The organism is Aeromonas sp. S15(2024), from assembly GCF_041402265.1.
GTDB classification, from domain to species: Bacteria; Pseudomonadota; Gammaproteobacteria; order Enterobacterales; family Aeromonadaceae; genus Aeromonas; species Aeromonas dhakensis.
On the sequence record NZ_JBGLQY010000008.1, the window covers coordinates 73112 to 97075 of the forward strand.

At 60.5% G+C, this 23964-nt stretch carries 17 protein-coding genes; 8 read left to right on the top strand and 9 right to left on the bottom strand.

What is annotated here, in order from left to right:
• Positions 1-102 precede the first annotated feature (102 nt).
• The 4 genes from sucA (at position 103) to sucD (ending at position 6453) form a co-directional block, all read left to right on the top strand.
• A complete protein-coding gene (sucA, locus tag ACB033_RS16300; protein ID WP_005300215.1) occupies positions 103-2913 on the top strand; it encodes a 2-oxoglutarate dehydrogenase E1 component in 2811 nt (936 codons plus the stop codon).
• Between the two features lie 90 nt (positions 2914-3003).
• On the top strand, positions 3004-4191 hold the full coding sequence (gene odhB, locus ACB033_RS16305) for a 2-oxoglutarate dehydrogenase complex dihydrolipoyllysine-residue succinyltransferase (protein ID WP_005300217.1): 1188 nt from the start codon (positions 3004-3006) through the stop codon (positions 4189-4191).
• A 223-nt stretch (positions 4192-4414) separates the two neighbouring features.
• Complete coding sequence (gene sucC, locus ACB033_RS16310) at positions 4415-5581, top strand: ADP-forming succinate--CoA ligase subunit beta (protein ID WP_005300220.1); 1167 nt, start codon at positions 4415-4417, stop codon at positions 5579-5581.
• The gene (gene sucD / locus ACB033_RS16315) at positions 5581-6453 is read left to right on the top strand and encodes a succinate--CoA ligase subunit alpha (RefSeq protein ID WP_005300222.1); all 873 of its coding nucleotides are present in this window, start codon (positions 5581-5583) and stop codon (positions 6451-6453) included. The genes sucC and sucD overlap by 1 nt, the downstream gene beginning before the upstream one ends.
• Before the next feature lie 108 nt (positions 6454-6561).
• On the opposite strand, the gene ACB033_RS16320 is transcribed toward sucD, so the two are convergent.
• Positions 6562-7533, bottom strand: a complete 972-nt coding sequence (locus tag ACB033_RS16320) for a DUF3644 domain-containing protein (protein ID WP_197971221.1) — start codon at positions 7531-7533, stop codon at positions 6562-6564.
• A gap of 297 nt (positions 7534-7830) precedes the next feature.
• On the opposite strand from ACB033_RS16320, the gene ACB033_RS16325 reads away from it, so the two are divergent.
• On the top strand, positions 7831-8286 hold the full coding sequence (locus ACB033_RS16325) for a YcgN family cysteine cluster protein (RefSeq protein WP_139724212.1): 456 nt from the start codon (positions 7831-7833) through the stop codon (positions 8284-8286).
• A 116-nt stretch (positions 8287-8402) separates the two neighbouring features.
• Here ACB033_RS16325 and ACB033_RS16330 read toward each other — a convergent pair whose 3' ends face one another.
• The 5 genes from ACB033_RS16330 to phnR all read right to left on the bottom strand — a co-directional run bounded on the left by ACB033_RS16330 (position 8403) and on the right by phnR (position 14782).
• The gene (locus tag ACB033_RS16330) at positions 8403-9809 is read right to left on the bottom strand and encodes an FAD-dependent oxidoreductase (protein ID WP_139724214.1); all 1407 of its coding nucleotides are present in this window, start codon (positions 9807-9809) and stop codon (positions 8403-8405) included.
• 18 nt (positions 9810-9827) lie between these two features.
• The gene (locus ACB033_RS16335) at positions 9828-11576 is read right to left on the bottom strand and encodes a putative 2-aminoethylphosphonate ABC transporter permease subunit (RefSeq protein ID WP_139724216.1); all 1749 of its coding nucleotides are present in this window, start codon (positions 11574-11576) and stop codon (positions 9828-9830) included.
• The gene (locus ACB033_RS16340) at positions 11573-12667 is read right to left on the bottom strand and encodes a putative 2-aminoethylphosphonate ABC transporter ATP-binding protein (RefSeq protein WP_139724218.1); all 1095 of its coding nucleotides are present in this window, start codon (positions 12665-12667) and stop codon (positions 11573-11575) included. The genes ACB033_RS16335 and ACB033_RS16340 overlap by 4 nt, the downstream gene beginning before the upstream one ends.
• 267 nt (positions 12668-12934) lie before the next feature.
• Entirely contained in the window at positions 12935-13954 is a 1020-nt protein-coding gene (locus ACB033_RS16345; RefSeq protein WP_124249819.1) for a putative 2-aminoethylphosphonate ABC transporter substrate-binding protein, read from the bottom strand.
• 120 nt (positions 13955-14074) lie between these two features.
• Positions 14075-14782, bottom strand: coding sequence for a phosphonate utilization transcriptional regulator PhnR (gene phnR / locus ACB033_RS16350; RefSeq protein WP_042028876.1), 708 nt, complete (start codon positions 14780-14782; stop codon positions 14075-14077).
• Positions 14783-15035: 253 nt separating this feature from the next.
• Here phnR and phnW point away from each other — a divergent pair, with 253 nt between their 5' ends.
• Genes phnW through phnX form a run of 3 tightly spaced genes read left to right on the top strand, consistent with a single transcriptional unit; the run spans position 15036 to position 18431 of the window.
• Positions 15036-16178: a 2-aminoethylphosphonate--pyruvate transaminase gene (phnW, locus tag ACB033_RS16355; RefSeq protein ID WP_139724222.1), complete on the top strand. Its 1143-nt coding sequence runs from the start codon at positions 15036-15038 to the stop codon at positions 16176-16178.
• Complete coding sequence (locus ACB033_RS16360) at positions 16175-17599, top strand: aspartate aminotransferase family protein (protein WP_139724224.1); 1425 nt, start codon at positions 16175-16177, stop codon at positions 17597-17599. The genes phnW and ACB033_RS16360 overlap by 4 nt, the downstream gene beginning before the upstream one ends.
• The gene (gene phnX, locus ACB033_RS16365; protein WP_139724226.1) at positions 17592-18431 is read left to right on the top strand and encodes a phosphonoacetaldehyde hydrolase; all 840 of its coding nucleotides are present in this window, start codon (positions 17592-17594) and stop codon (positions 18429-18431) included. Before ACB033_RS16360 ends, phnX begins: the two co-directional genes overlap by 8 nt.
• A gap of 123 nt (positions 18432-18554) precedes the next feature.
• On the opposite strand, the gene pflB is transcribed toward phnX, so the two are convergent.
• The 3 genes from pflB to ycaO form a co-directional block, all read right to left on the bottom strand.
• Positions 18555-20837, bottom strand: a complete 2283-nt coding sequence (gene pflB, locus ACB033_RS16370) for a formate C-acetyltransferase (RefSeq protein WP_005300244.1) — start codon at positions 20835-20837, stop codon at positions 18555-18557.
• 41 nt (positions 20838-20878) lie between these two features.
• Positions 20879-21727 carry a formate transporter FocA gene (gene focA / locus ACB033_RS16375; RefSeq protein WP_005300246.1) on the bottom strand — a complete coding sequence of 283 codons (849 nt, stop codon included), beginning with the start codon at positions 21725-21727 and terminating at the stop codon, positions 20879-20881.
• 381 nt (positions 21728-22108) lie between these two features.
• Entirely contained in the window at positions 22109-23869 is a 1761-nt protein-coding gene (gene ycaO / locus ACB033_RS16380) for a 30S ribosomal protein S12 methylthiotransferase accessory factor YcaO (protein ID WP_139724228.1), read from the bottom strand.
• Positions 23870-23964: the final 95 nt, after the last annotated feature.

Below are 23964 nucleotides of genomic sequence, written 5' to 3' on the forward strand. Positions count from 1 at the left end.
GCGTCACGCGCCAGGCCCGACCTCTGGATAGCCATCCAGCCTGGATGGCTATTTGACCCCTACAAGCTGCGCTGCAGTGAACAAGATGTACAAGGGATAGAAATGCATAACGGCGTGATGAAGGCCTGGTTGGAGTCATCTCACCTGGCTGGTGCGAATGCAAGCTATATCGAGGATTTGTACGAATCCTTCCTGGAAGACCCCGAATCCGTAGCCGAAGAGTGGCGCAGCCTGTTTAGCTCGCTGCCCCAGGTCAATGGCCATGCGATAGAACAACCCCATTCCCGGGTCCGCGATTATTTCCGTCGCCTGGCCAAGGAGCCCTCCCGTTACAGTGCCCCCGTCTCCGATCCGCAAGTGGATGCCAAGCAGGTGCGGGTACTGCAGCTGATCAACGCCTTCCGCTTCCGCGGCCATCAAAACGCCAATCTGGATCCGCTCGGCCTGTGGGCGCGTGAAACCGTTGCCGAACTGGACCCTGCGTTTCACAACCTGCAAGGCGCGGACATGGAGGCCACCTTCAACGTGGGCTCCTACGCCATCGGTCGCGAGACCATGGTGCTCTCCGACCTGTATGCCTCGCTGAAGAAGACCTACTGCGGCAGCATCGGTGCCGACTACATGCACCTCACCTCCACCGAGGAGAAGCGCTGGCTGCAAGACAGGCTCGAATCCATCGAAGGGAAGGGGACCTATACCCTCGAAGAGAAGACCCGCTTCCTCGAGAGCCTGACCGCCGCCGAAGGGCTGGAAAAATACCTGGGCGCCAAGTTCCCGGGGGCCAAGCGTTTCTCCCTGGAAGGGGGCGATGCCATGGTACCCATGCTCAAAGAATTGATCCGCCGCGCCGGCGAGCAGGGCTGCAAAGAGGCCGTCATTGGCATGGCCCACCGCGGTCGCCTCAACGTGCTGATCAACGTGCTGGGCAAGCGCGCCCAGGACCTGTTCGATGAGTTTGCCGGCAAGCACGGCGAATCCTGGGGCACGGGTGACGTGAAGTACCACATGGGCTTCTCGTCCGACTTCGCCACCCCGGGCGGCAACGTCCATCTGGCGCTCGCCTTCAACCCGTCTCACCTCGAGATCGTCAACCCCGTGGTCATCGGCTCCGTGCGTGCCCGCATGGACCGCCGTGGTGACAAGGACGGCTCGACCGTACTGCCCATCACCATCCACGGTGACTCGGCCATGGCCGGTCAGGGCGTGGTGGCCGAGACCTTCAACATGTCCCAGACACGAGCCTATGGCGTCGGCGGGACGGTGCGCATCGTCATCAACAACCAGGTGGGCTTCACCACCTCCTATATTCGTGACCTGCGCTCCACCGAATATTGCACCGACATCGCCAAGGCGGTGCAGGCCCCCGTATTGCACGTCAACGGCGATGACCCGGAAGCCGTGGTGCTGGTGACCCAGATTGCGCTGGATTACCGCAACACCTTCAAGCGCGACGTGGTTATCGAGCTGGTCTGCTACCGTCGTCACGGCCACAACGAGGCCGATGAGCCGAGTGCCACCCAGCCGTTGATGTACCAGAAGATCAAGCAGCACCCGACCCCGCGCAAGATCTACGCCGATCAGCTGGTGGCCGATGGCGTCATCAGTCAGGAGCTGGCCACTACCCTGGTCAACGAGTATCGCGACACTCTGGATCGCGGTGAGCGGGTGAGCAAGGAGTGGCGTCCGATGGAGCTGCACTCCGTCGACTGGACCCCCTACCTGGGTCACGACTGGGCCATGCCCTATGACAGCACAGTGCCGATGGATCATCTGAAGGCCCTCGGCGAGCGGGTGAGCCAGTATCCGGCCACCCACGTGCTGCAGCGCCAGGTCGAGAAGATCTACGAAGACCGCCGCCTGATGGCCGCCGGCGAGAAGCTGGTGGACTGGGGCTTTGCCGAGACCCTGGCCTACGCCACCCTGGTGGACAAGGGTTCCCGCATCCGCTTTACCGGGGAAGACTCCGGCCGCGGCACCTTCTTCCACCGCCACGCCGTGCTGCACAACCAGACCGATGCCAGCACCTACACCCCGCTGTGCAACCTGCACGACGAGCAAGGCCCGTTCGAGGTGTACGACTCGGTGCTGACCGAGAACGCGGTACTGGCGTTTGAATATGGTTACGCCAGCGCCGAGCCGGCCGGCCTCACCATCTGGGAAGCTCAGTTCGGCGACTTCGCCAACTGCGCCCAGGTGGTGGTGGATCAGTTCCTCTCCTCCGGCGAGCAGAAGTGGGGCCGGATGTGCGGCCTGACCATGTTGCTGCCGCACGGTTACGAGGGGCAGGGCCCGGAGCACTCCTCCGCCCGTCTGGAGCGTTATCTGCAGATGTGCGCCCAGCACAACATGCAGGTGTGCGTGCCGTCCAACCCGGCCCAGGTGTTCCACATGCTGCGCCGTCAGGTGGTACGTCCGATGCGCCGTCCGCTCATCGTGATGACGCCCAAATCCCTGCTGCGCCACCCGCTGGCGGTGAGCAAGCTCGAAGAGCTGGCCGAAGGCACCTTCCAGAACGCCATCGGTGAGATCGATGCGCTGGATCCGAAGGGCGTCAAGCGCGTGGTGTTCTGCTCCGGCAAGGTCTACTACGACCTGCTCGATGCCCGTCGCAAGGCCGAGCAGCAAGATGTGGCCCTGGTGCGGATCGAGCAGCTCTACCCCTTCCCGGAAGAGGAAGTGCGCGCCATCCTGGCCGACTACAGCCATGTCACCGACTTCGTCTGGTGTCAGGAAGAGCCGCAGAACCAGGGCGCCTGGTACTGCACCCGTCATCACTACGACAGCGTGCTGCCAAGCCATGCTCGTCTGCGTTATGCCGGTCGCCCGGCCTCGGCCTCGCCGGCCGTCGGTTACATGTCAGTCCACGCCAAGCAGCAAAAAGCCTTGGTGGAAGACGCACTTACCCTGGAATAACGAGTTGTGAAGGAGAGGGCGCTCCCCGGGAGCGTCCTCTTCGACCAAGAACAAGCCCGCTGGCCAAGAAGTAAACAAGGAACTGATTAGATGACTATCGAGATCAAAGTACCGGACCTGCCGGAATCAGTGGCGGATGCCACCATCGCGACCTGGCACAAGAAGCCGGGTGATCTGGTTGCCCGTGACGAAGTGCTGGTTGACATCGAGACCGACAAGGTCGTGCTGGAAGTGCCGGCGCCGGAAGCTGGCGTGCTGGGCGACATCCTGCAAAGCGAAGGGGCCACCGTGCTCTCCCGCCAGCTGATCGCCATGCTCAAGCCTGCCCCGGTGGCCGGCGAAGAGACCAAGGAGAAGCCGGTGGAAGCGGTAGCCGATGACGCCGCCGATGGCCTGAGCCCCTCCGTGCGCCGCCTGGTGGCCGAGCATGACATCGACGTTGCCAAGCTGACCGGTACCGGCAAGGGCGGTCGCGTCACCAAGGAAGACGTGGAAGCCTTTATCAAGGGTGGCAACAAGCCTGCCGCCGCGCCGGTTGCCGCTGCAGCCCCTGCTGCACCGGTCGCCCCGCTGGCCGGTCGCACTGAAAAACGCGTGCCCATGACCCGTCTGCGCAAGCGTATCGCCGAGCGTCTGCTGGAGGCCAAGAACACCACCGCCATGCTGACCACCTTCAACGAGATCAACATGGCGCCCATCATGAAGCTGCGCAAGCAGTACGGCGAGATCTTCGAGAAGAAGCACGGCATCAAGCTCGGTTTCATGTCTTTCTACGTGAAGGCGGTAGTGGAATCCCTCAAGCGCTACCCGGAAGTGAACGCGGCGCTGGACGGTGACGACATCGTCTACCACAACTACTTCGACGTCAGCATCGCCGTCTCCACCCCCCGTGGTCTGGTGACTCCGGTGCTGCGCGACTGCGACAGCATGAGCCTGGCGGACATCGAGAAGGCCATCAAAGACTTGGCCGGCAAGGGCCGTGACGGCAAGCTGACCGTGGACGAACTGACCGGCGGCAACTTCACCATCACCAACGGTGGCGTGTTCGGCTCCCTGATGTCCACCCCGATCATCAACCCGCCCCAGAGCGCCATTCTGGGCATGCACAAGATCCAGGACCGCCCCATGGCCGTCGACGGCAAGGTCGAGATCCTGCCGATGATGTACTTGGCGCTCTCCTACGATCACCGCATCATCGACGGCCGCGAGTCGGTGGGCTTCCTGGTCTCCATCAAGGAGCTGCTGGAAGATCCGACCCGTCTGCTGCTGGACGTCTAAAGAAATCGGCCGGAGTGGCAAGCCTGTGGGCCTGCCAAGCCGCGCCACAAGCTTGCCGCCGGGTCTGTCACCCGGCGGCAAGCGGGAGCCCTCGCGGCCCTGACGGAACGTCTGAGTGAAAGTGAAATTAGAAAGATAACGAGGGGCCACCCTGGCCTCTTTCACAGGGGATTGAGAAACACGAGCCCCGGACGGAAATACCTACAACACGGATAGAGCATCTATGAATCTGCATGAATATCAGGCAAAACAGCTGTTTGCCGAGTATGGCCTGCCGGTCTCCGAAGGTTATGCCTGTGCCACCCCGCAGGAAGCGGCCGAAGCGGCCGACAAGATTGGCGGCAACACCTGGGTCGTCAAGTGCCAGGTCCACGCCGGTGGCCGCGGTAAAGCGGGCGGCGTCAAGCTGGCCAAGAGCAAGGACGAGATCCGTGCCTTCGCCCAAAACTGGCTGGGCAAGAACCTGGTGACCTATCAGACTGACGCCAACGGTCAGCCGGTTACCAAGATCCTGGTGGAATCTTGCACCGACATCGCCAAGGAGCTCTACCTGGGCGCCGTGGTTGACCGTGGCAGCCGTCGCGTGGTCTTCATGGCCTCTACCGAAGGTGGCGTGGAGATCGAGAAAGTCGCCCACGAAACCCCGGAACTCATTCACAAAGCCGCCATCGATCCGCTGGTAGGCCCGCAGCCTTATCAAGCCCGCGAGCTGGCCTTCAAACTGGGTCTGGTCGGCGATCAGATAAAGCAGTTCACCAAGATCTTCATGGGTCTGGGCCAGATGTTCCTGGACTGCGACTTCGCCCTGCTGGAAATCAACCCGCTGGTCATCACCGACAAGGGCAACCTGCACTGCCTGGACGGCAAGATCAACATCGACGCCAACGCCCTGTACCGCCAGCCGAAGCTGCGCGAGATGCACGACCCGTCCCAGGATGACCCCCGTGAAGCGCACGCCGCCCAGTGGGAGCTGAACTATGTGGCGCTGGATGGCAACATCGGCTGCATGGTCAACGGCGCGGGCCTGGCCATGGGCACCATGGACATCGTCAACCTGCACGGCGGTTCACCGGCCAACTTCCTGGACGTCGGCGGCGGCGCCACCAAGGAGCGCGTGACCGAGGCGTTCAAGATCATCCTCTCCGACAGCAAGGTTCAAGCCGTGCTGGTCAACATCTTCGGTGGCATCGTGCGCTGCGACATGATCGCGGAAGGGATCATCGGCGCCGTCAAGGAAGTGGGGGTGAAAGTGCCCGTGGTGGTGCGTCTGGAAGGCAACAACGCCGAACTGGGTGCCCGTAAACTGGCCGACAGCGGCCTCAATATCATCGCCGCAACGAGTCTGACTGACGCAGCTCAGCAAGTGGTAAAAGCAGCGGAGGCCAAATAATGAGCGTTCTGATCAACAAAGACACCAAGGTGATCTGCCAGGGCTTTACCGGCGGTCAGGGCACTTTCCACTCCGAACAGGCCATTGCCTACGGCACCCAGATGGTCGGCGGCGTGTCGCCGGGCAAAGGCGGCACCACTCACCTGGGCCTGCCGGTGTTCAACACCGTTCGTGACGCCGTGGAAGCCACTGGCGCCACCGCCTCCGTCATCTATGTGCCGGCACCGTTCTGCAAGGACGCCATCCTGGAAGCCATCGATGCCGGCATCAAGCTCATCGTCACCATCACCGAAGGCATCCCGACCCTGGACATGCTGGACGTCAAGGTGAAGCTGCAGGAAACCGGCGTGCGGATGATCGGCCCCAACTGCCCGGGCGTTATCACCCCGGGTGAGTGCAAGATCGGCATCATGCCCGGCCACATCCACAAGCCGGGCAAGGTGGGCATCGTCTCCCGCTCCGGCACCCTGACCTACGAAGCGGTCAAGCAGACCACGGACGAGGGCTTCGGCCAGTCCACCTGCGTCGGTATCGGTGGTGACCCCATCCCGGGTTCCAACTTCATCGACATCCTCGAGATGTTCCAGAACGATCCGCAGACCGAAGCCATCGTGATGATCGGCGAGATCGGCGGCAACGCCGAGGAAGACGCGGCGGCCTATATCAAGGCCCACGTCACCAAGCCGGTGGTCTCCTACATCGCGGGTGTCACCGCTCCGGCTGGCAAGCGCATGGGTCATGCGGGCGCCATCATCGCCGGTGGTAAAGGCACCGCGGCCGAGAAATTTGCCGCCCTGGAAGATGCCGGCGTGAAAACCGTGCGCTCCCTGGCCGATATCGGCAAAGCCCTGCGTGAAGTGACCGGCTGGTAAGTCCTTTCAGCCCGTTATCTCTGATAAAAAGCCGCCCAATGGGCGGCTTTTTTATGGGCATAAGTTGAACTTTATAAGTTCAGTTAAAGCCAAGGGTATTTCAATTTTTTAACTTACTTTTGTATAGTGCTTATCAAACTCTTTCTGAATGTTCGGATTATAAAAAGTCTTTTTCCCACCGTTAGGATTTTTGGGGTTAAGAAGTCGTTCATATGCAAATTTATTGTCCTCTTCCAATTTTTTTCTTATTCTGTGATATTTTGCATTCATTTTAAAATCAGAATATCGCTTCGATAAGCGCGTGCTAAGGATATCGTAATCCCAAGGATATTTATCAGTAAAATCTTCTTCTGACAGATAAACAGCTGTAGCATTTGGATCGTCAGTGATTTGAACTGGGAGGCCTGATGTACTCTTCACTTTTTGAAACTTCACATCAATTCTAAGTGTCAGGTTATAATCACCAACATCTTCTACGCCATCATAACTTTCCTCTGATTTCCTGATGTACTCCAAAACTTTTCTCTCGTTGGCATTGAGTGAAACTCCAGGGGCCTCACTGAAATCCCTAAAAAAAGATAATGGCATGAGATAAAAATTGTATCCTGATAGAACGTCACCAAACCACAAAGATACTAGATGAAGGTAGTTTTGAAGAGATGCACTACCTAACTCTTGAATTTTTAAAGATAGTAGCAAGTCATCATTTACAAAATGTATTGAGTTATCTCTGATTTCTGTAAGTGCAATTAAATTATCGTTTACTGCCTTGTCTATTTTTACTCCATACTCTTCGGTGACAATTCGGTATGCCTCAAAAATGTTAATGGATAGAGGGTTTCCGGAACGATTCTTTTTGGGCCTTTTTACCGTGGATTTCATTCCAGTTTTGAGGGTCCTATATTCCATGGCATATAGGGAGGCTACCTTATTACTGGCCAGATTGAGAACCTTTGCCTTTAAAAGTAGCTCCCAAGAGTTTATACATAATACAGAGAAGGTTTCCTCGCGATATCTGAAGTCTGGCTTATTATATATCTCAATTGCTGATAGCATGGCGGCAACGGATTTTTCAAGCATTAATCGAGATCGTGACTTCATATAGCCCCTTGGGAAGTTAATAATTTTGTAGTTTACATTCTTCTCTATCAGCTCAGTGAGATTCGATTTTATGGATTGCTAATATGTTCATTCACTTACACAGGCTTGTCCATCTTAGATGTTGGAAGATATAGAGTTCAGCACAATTTATTACACCATCTCGTATGTTGAGCCTACGCAGCCGAATGTTTACCACAGACAGCCACCAACCTTGAAAAATCGGGCCATAGGGCGTATAACCACGCGCTTGTCAGTGTATTGAGTGAGCCACCTTTTATGCAGCAGAGTGAACCCGTGCAGAACGCCCCATTTTGGCAGGCGAAGAGTCTGCAACAGATGACCATGACGGAGTGGGAGTCTCTGTGCGACGGCTGCGGCAAGTGCTGCCTGAACAAGCTGATCGACGAGGATACCGAGGAGCTGGTGTTCACCAACGTGGCTTGCAACCTGCTCAATACCAAGACCTGCCAGTGCTCCGACTACGGCAACCGCTTTAAGAAAGAGCCGGACTGCCTGCAGATCACCCACGACAAGATTGCCGAATATGACTGGCTGCCGTCGACCTGTGCTTACCGCCTGCTGGCGGAGGGGCAGAGTTTGCCAGAGTGGCATCCGCTGATCACCGGCAGCCGCAGCGCCATGCACCAGGCTGGTCAGTCGGTGCGCGGCAAGGTGGTGCACGAGGTGGATGCCGGCGACTGGATCGATCACATCATTACTTGGGCCAGCTAATGCCAGGCCTGTCTATCGGGCCAGTCGCGAGCTGTACCAACTGCGAAGGGGCAGGGGAGTCATCACTCTCCTGCCCCTTCGGCTTTCTGGCTCCTTCCGAAGCGCTGTGAAGGTGTCTATTTGTCCGCCTTGCCCGCCGCATCGGCAAGTTTGGCCAGCTGTTTGTCATACCAGGCCACCGGGCGGTTCTCATCTTCCGCCCGCTCCTTGCGCCGGATGGCGTTGCGCACCGCCATGGCGCCCAGCCAGCGAAACGGCTCGGGCGGGAAATAGCCGCGCGGGCCGCTTACCAGCGCGCAGTCACGCCACGGCTTGTCCTCCTCCCGCACCTCATCGCGCACCAAGGCCGCCAGTACTTGACCGCCCATCCAGCTCTGCGCCACCCCGTTGCCGGAATAGCCGAGGCCATAGACGATATTGGGCAGCCCTCGCCAGTGGCCGAAGAAGGGGAGGCCATCCACCGAGCGATCGGAGGCGCCGCACCAGCTGGCGGCGATGGGCACATCCTTGAGCGCCGGAAAGAAGCGGCGCAGGGTGCGGGTGAGGGGAGCGAGATAACGGCTCGGCGCATCGAACTCGGCCAGATGGCGGTTGGCAAAGGCGAAGGTGTTGCCCCCCTTGCCCAGCATCAGCCGCCCTTGCGGAGTGGATCGGTAGTAGTGGACAAAGGTGCGGCCATCCACCACGCTGCGGCCGTGTTCAAGCTGCTGGGCGGCAAGCGCCTGTGGTGCCGGCTCGGTGATCACCATATCGGAGGAGACCAGCACGATACTGCGGCGAAACTCGCGAAAGTGCTGCACCATGGCGCTGTTGAGGGCAAGCACCACCTTGCGGGCACACACCTCGCCCTGTGGCGTCTGCACCCGCACAGGCTGGCCTGCGTCGAGGCGCAGCATGGGGGTGCCTTCATAGACCTCGACCCCCAATTCCCGCGCCACCCGCAGCAGGCCGCGCACCAGCAGTGCCGGTTGCACCGAACCCGCGTGGGGGCTGTAGAGCCCCTCCAGATGAACGTGGGAGCCGCTTTGGCTTGCCAGCTCACCCTCCGCAATCGCCTGCCACTGGTTAAGGCCGGCTCGCTTGAGTTCCTGCAATACCGGCTCCATCAGGCCGCGCTGGGCCTCGCTGGTGGCTGTGTAGCAGGTGCCCTCGACTCTCAGCTCCGCCTCTATCTGGTGCGCTTCGCAGAAACGGGCGATCTTGTGCACCGCCTGCTCGGAGGTGCGCACCAGCCAGGAAGCCTGCTCTTCGCCGAAGAGGCGCTTTAAGGTCAGGTATTTGGCCGACCAGGTGAGCAGGCAGCCGCCGTTGCGCCCGGAGGCGCCGCTGCCGCACAGGTCTTTTTCCAGCACCAGGATACGCAAGTGCGGCTCGGCTGTTTTAAGGGCGATGGCGCTCCACAGCCCGGTAAAGCCGCCACCGACGATGCAGACATCGGCCTCGTGGTGGCCGTGAAGGGGCGTGGGCGGCGCGGGCTGTTCGGCGGCGAGCGCTTCGGTCAGCCAGAAGGGGAGAGTGGACATCATGACTCCTCGACAAGGTTATGGGTGGCGCCAGCGCTGGGTGCGATCCAGCAGGGCGCGGCTCAACAAGAGCTGGAGCAGCTTGACGGTGGCGGCGGCCAGCAGGATGAGGGTGGCCATGGCGGCGGCCGCGGCGGTATCGCCGGAATCCTCCATATTGAGCACGGCGATGGAGGCGAGCACGCTGTCGCTCGAATAGAGGAAGATCACCGCAGAGGTGGTGGTCATGGCGTTGACGAACAGATAGATAAAGATTTCCAAGAGCGCTGGCAGGGAGGCGGGCAGGGTGACTCGCCAGAACGCCTTCCAGAGCGGAATGCGCAATGAGATGGCCACCAGCTCCAGCTCCTTGGGCAATTGCTTGAGGCTGGTCAGCGCCGTCATATGGCCCACTGTGTAGTAGTGGATGACGCAGGAGAGCACCATCAGCGGCAGAGTGCCATAGAGAGTGCCGTAGAAGCTGCCAAAAAGCGGATTGCCGTTGAAAAAGAAGATGTAGCCCAGCCCCAGCACCATGCCGGGCACCGCCAGCGACAGCATGGCTAGCAGATGCAGCAACTGACGCAGCCATGTAAAGTGGCACCCCTTCTCCTGCGCCCAGGCCAGCACCATCACCAGCACTGTGCCCACAAGGGCGGTAAAAAGACCCAGCTGTAAGGTGTTGGTAAAGGGCTGCCAGCCGTAGACGCTGTTGCTGTCAAAGGCGTAGTGATCCAGCGTCAACCCGAGGTTGTAGGGCCAGAACTGCACCAGGGAGCCGTAAACGGCCATGCCCACCAGCGCCAGAAACAGCAGGGCCCAGAGCGTGCACCAGCCGAGCGCCAGCAGATCCCGCAGCCGATGGGGTTTGGGCTGATAGGGCACAGCCTTGGTGCTGCTCTGCTCCTGCATCTTGCTGCGCACCCTGTGCTCCAGCGCAAAGCTGAGCAGCGCCGGCAGCAGCAGGGTGACGCTGGCAACGGCGCCCAGCGAGAAGTTCTGCATCCCGATCACCTGCCGGTAGATGTCGGTGGCCAGCACGCTGTACTGGCCGCCAATCACCTTGGCCACCCCGAAGTCGCAGATGGTGAGGGTGAAGACCGCTATGGCGGCGCTCAAAAGACCGTAGCGAGCGGTAGGCAGGGTGACGGTGACAAAGGTGCGCCAACCACTGCTGCCGAGCACCCGGGAGGCTTCATAGAGGCGGGCATCGCTCTGACCGAGCGCCGTGATAAGGATCATCAGGGCGTGGGGAAAGCACCAGAAGCCCAGACCAATGACGATACCGATGGGGCCGTAGATGCTCTCGCCGCCGAGCAGCCCCTTGGCGATCCCCTGATTGCCGAACCAGTAGACCAGACTGATGGCGGGCAGCAGGGAGGGCATCAACAGCGGAATAAGGCCGATGAGGCGAAACAGGGGCTTGCCCGGCATGCAGGTGCGGGTGAGGGCATAGGCGTAGCCAAAGGCGATGGTCACCACCAGCGCGGTGATCAGCACCCCGAGCCAGAGGGTGTTGCCTATGGTGCGCCCCAGATGAGGGGAGTCGAAATAGGCGCTGAAGTTGGCAAGCCCTACCCAGAGGCCGTTCTCATCCTGCAGGCTCTTTTGCAGCATGGTGAGCAGCGGCAGCAAGAGGCCCCCCACCAGCAGGGCGATGCCAAGTAAAAGCAGGATCAGCTGCAGCAGTTGATCCCGGCTCCAGCCGCGACAAAGCCGCTGCCAACGAGAGTCTTGGCGGGCTGTCGCTGGCGACAACAGGGAGGAGGTCGCAAGGGGGGCGTTCATGGGCGCTCTCCTTCAAACAGCTGCATCGCTCCGGCGGGCCAGTGCAGCGAGCAGCGCATGCCGCTGCGCCAGCCACCCTGTTCGTGGCGGGGCAGCTCGTGGGTCGGGCGCTCCACCAGAATTTGCTGCGGGCCCAGATAGGTGTCGGCGGTGCAAATAAGGCGCTGGGCGGCGCCGAGAAACTCCACCTGATCGATGATTACTTCAACGCCATGTTGCCCAAGAGACAGCTCGCTCGGCGCACTCAGGGTGATCGCCTCGGGGCGGATTGCCACCTGCAATTTGCTGCCGGCCGCGGCCCGGTTGGCGAGTGTTAGCGGCTGCTCGTTAAGGCGTACCTGGGTGGGGCTCAGCACCAGGGTGTCGAGGAAGTTCATGGTGCCGACGAAGCTTGCCACGAAACGGCTGGTAGGCTGGTGGTAGATCTCCTGCGGGGTGCCTACCTGCACGATGCGGCCACCCTCCATCACCACGATGCGATCGGCCATGGTCAGCGCCTCTTCCTGATCGTGGGTCACCATGATGGTGGTAATGCCAAGACGCTGCTGCAGGGCGCGGATCTCGCTGCGAAGGTGGGTGCGCACCAGCGCATCCAGCGCACTGAGCGGTTCGTCCAGCAGCAACAAACCGGGGGAAAGGGCCAGAGCCCGGGCCAGCGCCACTCGCTGCTGCTGACCGCCGGAGATCTGGCTCGGGTATTTGTGGGACTGGGCAGTGAGATCCACCAGCCCCAGCCAGTGATCGACCCGCTCCTTGATAAGATCCCGTGCCAGCCCCTGATTCTCGAGGCCGAAGGCGATGTTCTGGGCCACCGTCAGGTTGGGGAAGAGGGCATAGGACTGAAACACGATGCCAAAGTCGCGCTGCTGGGGCGGCAGCTGGGAGATATTGCGCCCCCCTTGCCAGATCTCGCCGCTGTCCGGCAGATCCAGCCCGGCGATGGCTCTGAGCAAGGTGGTCTTGCCGCAGCCGGAGGGGCCGAGAAAGCAGATAAACTCCCCCGGCTCAATGGTCAGAGAGATCCCCTTGAGGGCCTGAAAAGTCCCAAACTGCTTGTTGAGATGTTGAATGTCCAGATAGGGCTGGGTCATGGTGCGACTCGCTACTGATTTGGTATATACCAGTTTGCGGGTGAAGTGTGACGATCAGGTGATCGGGGGATGACGGCTTGATGACAGTCAGATGACATCGGGTCGCCAGCAGCTAGCTTGGTCGCTTGTGGATGGGCGGGGTTACCAATTGAGGGTGAAACAAAGTGGGGGCGATGCCAAAAAACGAAGGCCAACCTGGGTTGGCCTTCGGCAATCTGTTTATCAGCCTGGGTGCATTGGCATTGTTCAAACCAGCCCTAAATGGGATTACTGCTTGGCTTCGGTCTTGCCGTCGAAGCTGGCGCTCCACTGGGCCAGGATGGTGTTGCGCTCGCGGGCAGCCCAGCCAAAGTCGTTGTCGATCATCTGGCCCTTGATGTTGGCGGGATAGCCGGCTCTGGGCTTGGCCACCTCCGGGATGGCGACCACTGCGAATGACTTGTTGTAGAGGGCGTTGGCCTGCTCGGTGGCGGCAAAGTCGAGCAGCTGTTTGGCTGCATCCAGCTTGGGGGTGCCCTTGATGATGGCGGCGGCTTCCATATCCCAGCCCGAGCCCTCTTTCGGGAACACCACCTCGATGGGGGCACCCTTGGCCTTGAGGCTGGTAGCCGGGAAGTCGAAGGAGATACCGATCACCGTCTCGCCGCTGGCAGCCAACTTGCAGGGAGCGGAGCCCGAGTGGGTATAACGGTCGATGTTCTGGTGCAGGCCGTTCATAAATTGCCAGCCCTGTTGCTCGCCCATGGTCTGCAGCCAGCCGGCGACGCTCAGGTAGCCGGTACCGGAGGAGCTGGGGTTGGGCATGATCACCTTGCCCTTGTAGACGGGCTTGGTGAGGTCCGCCCAGCTGGTGGGGGCCGGGATCCCCTGTTTCTCGGCCTCTACCTTGTTGAAGCAGATGGCGCTGAAGAAGGCGTCCAGACCGATCCAGTGCGGCTCGGCCTTGCTGTCGCGAAAGCGGCTGTCGAGTTTATCCAGCCCTTTCGGTGCATAGGCATTGAGCATCTGCTGCTGATCGAGCTGCATCAGGCTGGTGGCCGCCAGCCCCCACACCACATCTGCCTTGGGCTGGGCTTTTTCCGCCAGCAAGCGGGCGGTGACCACGCCGGTGGAGTCACGCACCCACTTGATGTTGATATCCGGATGCTGGCGCTCGAACGCGGTTTTCAGCTCGCTGAGCTGTTCCGGTTCGAAGGCGGTGTAGACGGTGAGATCGGTCGCGGCCAGTGCCGGCGCTGTCATGGCGGCCAGCACGGCGGCGGCCAGCAGATGGGTTCCCTGTTTCATCCTCTTCTCCATATAAATTGGTTTGGTATAAACCAGATTGGTCGAGAGAGAGGCTAGGGGATCTTTATGACGTTCAGGTGACGACCCCGTGACGTTTTCCCATTCCTGATTTGTTCGTGACTAATCCTGGGTATCCACCTCGATCTCCAGGCTGTCGTGGCGCCAGTACTCCAGATCGAAATCGAGCACCCGGCCGTGCTGATCGAAGTTGAGTCGCTCGAGGCGCAGGGCGGGTAGACCGGCGGTGGCCCCCAGCGCCTTGGCCACCTCGTCCGGCAGGGCGGTGGGGAAGAAACGTACCTGCATGCGGGCGTAGTGGAGATCGTAATGGGCCTGGTAGATCTCGGTCAGACTGCCGTTGAGATCCAGCTCCAGCAGGCCCGGTACCCGCTCTGGCAGGCAGTGGTTCTCGCAGTAGCAGATGGCGCGCCCGTTGGCGTAGCGCAGCCGCTTGAGCAGAAACAGGCTGTCGAACGGCTTGAGCTGCAGCCGTGCCATCAGTGCCGGCGGCACCGCCTGGCGGCTCTTCTCCAGGAGCTCGGTGCGCGGCTCCCCCCCTTGCTCCCGCACAATCTGGTGAAAGTTGGAGGTGCGTCTTGGGTTGAGGCGAAAGCGCGGCGGGGTGACGAACCAGCCGCGGCGATCCTCCCGATAGATAAGGCCGTTTGCCTCCAGCTGCACCAGAGCCTCGCGAATGGTGACCCTTGTGGTGCCATAGAGCTCCCCCAGCAGCCGCTCGGAAGGGAGCTTGTCGTTGGGGGTCAGGCCCCCCGCCAGGATCTGGTTGGCGAGGGCATCCTTGATCTGCAGGTATTGGGGTTTGCTCATGAAAATCCCTGGTTGTGCAATGAGTTGGGCAATGGACTGGGCACAGGGCAGGTCATCTGCCCGGTCGCTAAGCGTAGGCATCAACGTGCATTGGTAAAGACCAGTGTTGCCCCTGTTGTTCAGGCTTCCTAGATTATCGCGATCCCGGCGCCGTAAATGAATTTTTTGTTGCACGTAGCGCCACCCCTTTGACCTTGGTGGGGCCGTTACCCACAATGTGCTCATTCTGGTATATACCAAAAGGAGTGAAGTCATGACCCATATTCCTGCGGCCCCTGCCGCCGTCGATTACCTGCTGCTGACCCCGGGCCCCCTCTCGACCACCGCCACGGTGCGCGCCGCCATGCTGCAAGACAGCTGTACCTGGGATGCGGACTACAACCAGGGGGTGGTGGAGCCCATCCGCCGCGAGCTGGTGCGCCTCGCCACAGGCCCGGAATATGAGAGCGACTACAGCGCCGTGCTGCTACAGGGGAGTGGCAGCTATGTGGTGGAGAGCGTGCTGGGCTCGGCGATAGGCGCCGACGAGTGTCTGCTGATCATCAACAACGGCGCCTACGGCACCCGCATGGGGGAGATGGCCCGCTGTCTTGGCCTGCGCCACCACGAGCTCGACTGCGGCGAGACAAGCCGCCCGGAACCCGCCGCCATCGAGGCGATGCTGGCGCGCCACCCCGAGATCACCCATCTGGCCATGGTGCACTGCGAGACCACCACCGGCATGCTCAACCCGCTCGACGAGGTGGCAGCGCTCTGCCAGCGCCGCGGCATTCGCCTGATCGTCGATGCCATGAGCAGCTTTGGCGGCATCCCCATCGACATGGGGCGCCTTGGCATCGAGTTTCTCATCAGCTCTGCCAACAAGTGCATTCAGGGGGTGCCGGGCTTTGGCTTTGTCATCGCCCGTCGCGTGGCGCTCACGGCCTGCGCCGGTCGCGCCCGCTCGGTCTCCCTCGACCTGCACGCTCAGTGGCAGACCATGGAGCAGCAGGGGGGCAAGTGGCGCTTTACCTCGCCCACCCATACCGTGCTCGCCTTCGCCCAGGCCCTGCGTGAACTGGATGAAGAAGGGGGGATCGCCGCCCGCCATCAGCGCTATAGCGAGAACCAGCGCACCCTGGTGGATGGTATGGCGGCGCTTGGCTTTGCGCCGCTGCTGCCAGAAACATGGCAATCCCCCATCATTACCGCCTTCTACTCTCCGACCCACCCTGATTACCGCTTCGCCGACTTCTACCAGCGGCTCAAGGGGCAGGGTTTTGTCATCTATCCGGGTAAGGTCTCCCAGGCCGATTGCTTCCGCATTGGCAATATCGGCGACGTGACCCCTGAGCGGGTGCGCTGCTTGCTCGCCGCCATGGCCAGCGCCTGCTACTGGCAGGGGGACGCGCGATGACGAGCCAAGCGCTTCACGGTCACGATCTGCGTGGCGATAAGCTGCACGGCAGCGGTCGCGCCGACAGTGAAGGGGATATCAATCTCGGCGAGGGGCGGGCGCGCTGGTGGGCAGGTCAGAGCGAAGAGGTACAGGCCGGATTGGCGGAGGATAGCCGCTACTTTCTCCATCAGGCCCTCTCCACCCCCTGTCTCGATCTGCTTGAGGGGGCGCAGGGGAGCTGGTTGAGCAGCGTATCGGGCAAGCGCTACCTCGATTTTCACGGTAACAGTGTCCATCAGCTGGGTCACGGTCACTCCAAGGTGGTGGCCGCGGTGCAGCAGCAACTCGCCGATCTGCCGTTTGCGCCCCGCCGCTACACCCATCGGGTGGCCATCGACTGCGCCCGTGCTTTGGCCGAACTGGCCCCCGGCGATCTCAACCGGGTGCTGTTCGCCCCCGGCGGCAGCGAGGTGGTGGGCATTGCCTTGAAGCTTGCCCGCTTCATTACCGGCAACAGCAAGGTGGTGTCCCTGTGGGATGCCTTTCACGGCGCCTCCCTCGATGCCATCTCGGTCGGTGGCGAGGCCTGTTTTCGCGCCGGCATGGGCCCCTTGATGGCCGGTGTGGAGCGCATTCCGCCGCCCACCCGTTATCGCGGCGTCTGGTATCGCGGGGAGGGGGATGACCTGCACTACGCCGATTATCTGGAGTACGTCATCGAGAAGGAGGGGGGAATAGGCGCCTTTATCGCCGAGCCCATCCGCAACACCGACGTGCAGGTGCCCTCAAGGGCCTACTGGCAGCGGGTGCGGGAGATCTGCGATCGCCACAAGGTGCTGCTGATCGTCGACGAGATCCCCAATGCCCTGGGACGCACCGGCCACTGGTTCAGTTTCGAGGAGTTTGGCATCGAGCCAGACATCATCTGTCTTGGCAAGGGGTTGGGGGGCGGGGTAGTGCCGTTTGCCGCGCTTATCACCCGCGACCGTTTCAATCAGGCGGCGGCCATCTCGCTCGGTCACTACACCCACGAGAAGAGCCCCATCGGCTGCGCGGCGGCGCTCGCCACTATAGAGACAATCCGCGAAGCTGGATTGTTGGCAAAAGCGCGGGAGGATGGCCGCTTTATGGCGGCAGAGCTTGCAGCGCTTGCCGAACGTCACCCGCTGATCGGGCAGGTGCGCGGTATCGGTATGCTCTGGGCGCTCGATCTGGTGGTCGATCACCAGAGTCGAAAGCGCAATAGCCAGGCCGCCGAGCGGCTGCTCTACCGCTGCCTGGAGCTCGGGCTCAGCTTCAAGGTCTCTCAGGGCAATGTTATCCAGCTCTCGCCGCCGCTCAATATCGCTCGCGCCGATCTGGTGCGCGCCATCGCCATTCTCGATCGCGCCTTGGGCGAGATCGCACTTTCACCGAAACAGGAAGATCACCATGACTGACTTGCAGATTGCCATCGACCCGACCACAGACATAGAGGCGCTGATCCTCGACTGGGCCGGCACCGTGGTCGATTTCGGCTCCTTCGCCCCCACCTCGATCTTCGTCGAGGCCTTCGCCCGTGCCTATGACTTTGCCGTGACCCTGGATGAGGCGCGCCAGCCCATGGGGCTGGGCAAGTGGGATCATATCGCGGCGCTTGGCCGTCTGCCCTCGGTGGATGAACGCTGGCAGGCCCGCTTCGGCCACCCCATGAGTCACGCCGAGGTGGACCACCTCTATCACACCTTTATGCCGCTGCAGATTGCCGCCGTGACCCGCTTTGCCGCCCCCATCCCGGGTGTGTTGCCGGTGCTGGAGGCTCTGCGAGCTCAAGGGCTGCGGATCGGCTCCTGCTCCGGTTACCCCCGTCCGGTAATGGAAGCGCTGGTGCCGGCCGCGGCCGAGCGCGGCTATCAACCGGATCACTGGGTCGCCACCGACGATTTCAAGGCCGGTGGTCGCCCCGGCCCCTGGATGGCGCTGGCCAACGTGATTGAGCTGGGGGTGAGCGCGGTGCACCGCTGCATCAAGGTGGATGATGCGGTGCCGGGCATCAGCGAGGGGTTGAATGCGGGCATGTGGACGGTGGGATTGTCGGTTTCCGGCAACGAATTTGGTGCCACCTGGGAAGCATTTTCCGCCATGAGCGAGGCGGATATCGCCGCTAGGCGCGCATCGGCCGAGGCCAAGTTGCGGGCGGCAGGGGCTCACTATGTGATCGATACCCTGGCCGACATCGCCTCGGTGATTGCCGATATCAACCGCCGACTGGCGGCCGGCGAGCGGCCCTGAACAAGGCGGGGGGAGAGAAGGGGAGTGCCAGCCTTGCCTGCAGATTTTCAGGTCTATGCTCCCTGACTATCAGGCATAAAAAAACCGGCGCCTGGGCGCCGGTTTTTGTTCACCGAGACTCTATTACAGAGAGGCGGTGAAGGTACGGGTGATGACGTCTTGCTGTTGCTCTTTGGTCAAAGAGTTGAAGCGAACGGCATAACCGGATACGCGGATGGTCAACTGCGGATATTTTTCCGGGTTTTCCATGGCGTCCAGCAGCATTTCACGGTTCATCACGTTGACGTTCAGGTGCTGACCGCCTTCCAGGTTGGACTCGTGGTGGAAGTAACCATCCATCAGACCGGCCAGGTTGGCTTTCTGGGCTTCCATGTCTTTACCCAGCGCGTTCGGCACGATGGAGAAGGTATAGGAGATACCATCTTTGGCGTAAGCGAACGGCAGCTTGGCGACGGAAGTCAGGGAAGCAACGGCACCCTTCTGGTCACGACCGTGCATCGGGTTGGCACCCGGGCCGAACGGCGCACCGGCGCGACGACCATCCGGGGTGTTACCGGTCTTCTTGCCGTACACCACGTTGGAGGTGATGGTCAGCACGGACTGGGTAGCCACGGCACCACGGTAGGTGTTCAGCTTCTGAATCTTCTTCATGAAGCGCTCGACCAGGTCACAGGCGATGTCATCGACGCGAGCGTCGTTGTTACCGAACTGAGGGTACTCGCCTTCGATTTCGAAGTCGATGGCCACGCCATCTTCGTCACGAACCGGCTTGACCTTGGCGTACTTGATGGCAGACAGGGAGTCAGCGGCCACGGACAGACCGGCGATGCCGCAAGCCATGGTGCGATAGACGTCACGGTCGTGCAGCGCCATCAGAGAGGCTTCGTAGCTGTACTTGTCGTGCATGTAGTGGATGATGTTCAGCGCGGCAACGTATTGCTTGGCCAGCCAATCCATGAAGTGATCCAGACGATCCATCACGTCGTTGTACTCGAGGTACTCGGAGGTGATCATGTCGGTCTTCGGACCCACCTGCAGCTTCATCTTCTCGTCCATACCGCCGTTGATGGCGTACAGCATGGTCTTGGCCAGGTTGGCACGAGCACCGAAGAACTGCATCTGTTTGCCGACGATCATCGGGGACACACAGCAAGCGATGGCGTAGTCATCGTTGTTGAAGTCCGGACGCATCAGGTCGTCGTTCTCGTACTGAACGGAAGAGGTCTCGATGGATACCTTGGCGCAGTACTTCTTGAAACCGACCGGCAGCTTCTCGGACCACAGGATGGTCAGGTTCGGCTCAGGGGACGGGCCCATGGTGTACAGGGTGTTCAGCATACGGAAGCTGTTCTTGGTGACCAGGGTACGGCCGTCAACGCCCATACCTGCCAGGGTCTCGGTAGCCCACATCGGGTCGCCGGAGAACAGTGAATCGTATTCCGGGGTACGCAGGAAGCGAACCATGCGCAGCTTCATGACCATGTGGTCCATCAGCTCCTGGGCTTCTTGCTCGGTGATCAGACCTTTTTGCAGGTCACGCTCGATGTAGATGTCCAGGAAGCTGGAGGTACGACCGAAGGACATGGCCGCGCCGTTCTGGGACTTGACGGCCGCCAGGTAGGCGAAGTAGGTCCACTGTACGGCTTCTTTGGCGGTCTTGGCCGGTACGGAGATGTCGCAACCATATTTGGCAGCCATCACCTTCATCTGGGCCAGGGCACGGTGCTGCTCGGAGATCTCTTCGCGCAGACGGATGGTGGCTTCCAGGTTGACACCGTTTTCCAGGTCAGCCTGCAGGGACTTGAACTGGGCCAGTTTGTCGGCCATCAGGAAGTCGATACCGTACAGGGCGACACGACGGTAGTCACCGATGATACGGCCACGGCCGTAGGCATCCGGCAGACCGGTGATGACGCCGGACTTGCGGCAGTTCAGGATGTCTTTGGTGTAGACGTCGAACACGCCCTGGTTGTGAGTCTTGCGGTACTCGGTGAAGATCTTCTCGACCATGGGGTCAAGCTGACGACCGTATACTTCGCAAGAGGTCTTGACCATCTTGATACCGCCGTTGGCGATGATGGCGCGCTTGAGCGGCTTGTCGGTCTGCAGACCAACGATTTGCTCCAGGCTCTGATCGATATAGCCGGCATCGTGAGCGGTAATGGTGGAGGGCAGGTCGGTATCAAAATCGACCGGCGCGTGGGTGCGGTTCTCGATCTTGATGCCTTCCATGACCTTGTCCCACAGCTTGGTGGTAGCTTCGGTCGCGCCAGCCAGGAAGGACTCGTCACCTTCATACGGGGTGTAGTTCTTCTGGATGAAGTCACGGGTGTTGACAGAGGTCTGCCATTCACCGGCCGCGAAGCCTTCCCATGCTTTTTGGAACTGTTCGTTAAGTTCTGCCATTTTCATTACCTCTCAAGGTATTTATGTGTCTGCCGCCATCCTTAATGATGGCGACGGAAGATAAACCAGTAAGTCAGCCCAACCATGACGCCACCACCAATGATATTACCTATGGTGACAGGAATGAGGTTGTGCAGGACGAAGTTGGATACGGTCAGGTCGGCAAAGGTCGCCGGGTCCTGGCCGATGGCCTGCCAGAATTCCGGGCCTGCGACGCTGTGAATGGCGATGCCGACCGGGATCATAAACATGTTTGCGATGCTGTGCTCGAAACCGGAGGCCACGAACATGGCGACGGGGAGCAGCATGACCATCACCTTGTCGGTGGCACTGCGGGCGCCGAACGCCATCCACACGGCGAGACACACCATGAGGTTGCAGAGGATGCCAAGCGCCACGGCTTCGAAGAAGGTGTGGTGGATCTTGTGCTGGGCCACCTTGAGGGCGTTGAGGCCCCACTGACCATCTGCCGCCATGTATTCGGCCGACATGATGATGAGGCCGACGATGATGAGACCGCCGATGAGGTTGCCGAAGTAGACCAGTCCCCAGTTCTTGAACAGCTGGGCCCAGGTGATGCGATTCGCCGCCTTGGCCACCAGGGTGAGGGTGGTGGAGGTGAACAGCTCGGCGCCGAGCAGCACGCAGAGGATCAGGCCAAGAGCGAAACAGAGACCGCCGACCAGTTTGCTGAGGCCCCAGGCCACATTGCCGGCACCGGTGGTGACTGTGATGTAGAAGACGAAAGCGATGGCGATGAAGGCGCCAGCTGTGATGGCCAGGGGGATGACCTTGTATGCGGGCTTGGTGGCCTTGGCATAGGTTATATCTTCTGCCAGTGCAGCGATGGCTTCTGGCTTGAGACAATCAAAGGGAGATTCTGCTTTCAATTCTCATGTACCTGATGTTTTGCCTGTGGAAATCATAACAAAGGGCCAGATCGTCAAAATTGACTCCGATCAAGAATTGCAGATTGTGAATGTAATTTTACTACAAATATTTGAGTCCCCCGGCAGCGATTCTTTACACCAGGTTTCAGCTGAAACAGAAATGTGGTTTTTTTAATATCATGATTTTAAACAATTTATTTTTCATCCCTGAAAAAGTGTGCCGGCAAGGCATCTTTGCGTCTCCCCAGCACTCGCTACTCCTTGTTGGCAACCCCCTAAGAGGTATTTTTTGTTTTTTATTTCATCTTTGAATAACAAATGGCCACTTGGCTGACCATAAAAGAGAAGGGGCCATCAGGGCCCCTTCGGAATGTTACCACATCAACCCCATGAATGGGCTCGTTTGGCCTTCTGCAGCTTCTCGTAGGCAGCCAGCAGCTTCTGATGCAGCGGGAACTGGCTGAGGGAGAGATCGGCGGCTGCCAGCCCGTGGAAGCGCGCTTCACCGCTGGCGTGGGCCCAAGCCTGCGCCAGCGTCTCTTCGCCATACATGCGGGCAAACACGGCGCGGTACTGCTCGGGGTCACGATCCTCGTCCAGGAACAGCTCGACGCAGGCGCGCAGGGCGCGATAGAAGTTGGCGCGATCGGCCGGGAACACCGACTGGTTGAACTCCATGGTCCAGTCGATGAGATCGAGCGCCGTGTCGAGTTCGCCGGCGGCCAGCGCCAGCATGGCTTTGAGCTCGCCCACCCGCAGGGTGTGCAGGGCGGTTCCCTTGGCGGCGGCGATGCCGAGCAGCTCGCGCACCCGAGTGCGCTCGTCGTGACCCTCTTCATCCAGCTGGTCGAACAGCGCCATGTACTGCTCCGCGTCCCACTCCAGGGATGGCAGCGCCAGTATGGTCTCCCGCAGGTGGGCACCCATGGTGTTGTTGGCCAGCAGCAGATCTTCGGCCGGATAGATGTCGGACATGCCGGGCACCAGGATACGGCAGGCGTAGACGCCCAGGTGCTCGTAGTCGGCGATGTAGACCGGCTGTTCCAGCTCGTGGAAGATGCCGATCAGGTGGTCGAACTCCTCCTGCGAGGTGCCCCGGAAGTCCCAGTCGGCAAACTCGAAGTCCGCATCCTGCTTGAACAGGTCCCAGCTGATGAGGCCTGAGGAGTCGATGAAGTGGGTCTCCAGGTTGTGGTGATCCGCCACCTGTTCGTTGTCAAACGAGGGCGGTACGAACACGTCCAGATCCTTGAGGCTGCGGCCTTGCAGCAGCTCGGTGACGGTGCGCTCGAAGGCCACTTCGAAGCGCGGGTGGGCGCCGAAGGAGGCAAAGCAGGTGCCGTTGCTCGGGTTGAGCAGCACCACGCAGATGACCGGGTAGCGACCGCCGAGCGACGCATCGAAGCTGTAGATGGGGAAGCCTTCGGCTTCCAGCGCCTCGATGGAGGCCTTGATGCCGGGGTAACGGGCAATGACCTCGGCCGGGATCTCCGGCAGGCTCAGCGCTTCTGCGATGATCTTGTTCTTCACGTGGCGCTCGAACACTTCGGACAAGCCCTGGGTGCGGGCCTCGGTCTTGGTGTTGCCGGCGCTCATGCCGTTGGAGACATAGAGGTTGCCGATGATGTTCATCGGGATGTAGACGGTCTGGTGATCGGACTGGCGCTCGAAGGGCAGGGCGACGATGCCGCGCTCCTCGTTGCCGGATTGCAGGTCCACCAGCATGTCGGCAGTCACTTCACCGTCCGGGTTGTAGAACTTGCGGGTGAAGCTGTCGAGCAGACCGGCCGGCAGCTGATCCCCCTCGATGGGGAACCACTTCTCGTTCGGGTAGTGGACGAAATCACCGTTCGCTACCTGCTCGCCCAGATAGAAGTCGGCGAAGAAGTAGTTGGTGGAGAGGCGCTCGAAATATTCGCCGAGGGCGGAGGCGAGCGCCGCCTTCTTGCTGGCACCCTTGCCGTTGGTGAAACAGAGGGAGCACTCCTTGTCCCGGATGTGCACGGACCAGACGTTGGGCACGGGGTTGAGCCAGGAGGCCTCTTCGATATCAAACCCCAGGGCTTGCAGCTTGGTCTGGAAGCGTTCGATGGAGTCTTCCAGCGCCGCGTCCTTGCCGGGAATAAAAGTGTGGTCGGTCATCACGATATCCTGATTTTTATTGGCTCATGTTTGGCCGCAGATAATAGCAGGGGTCGGCGCGTTTGGCAGGCAAAAAACGGGGCCCATGCCCCGTT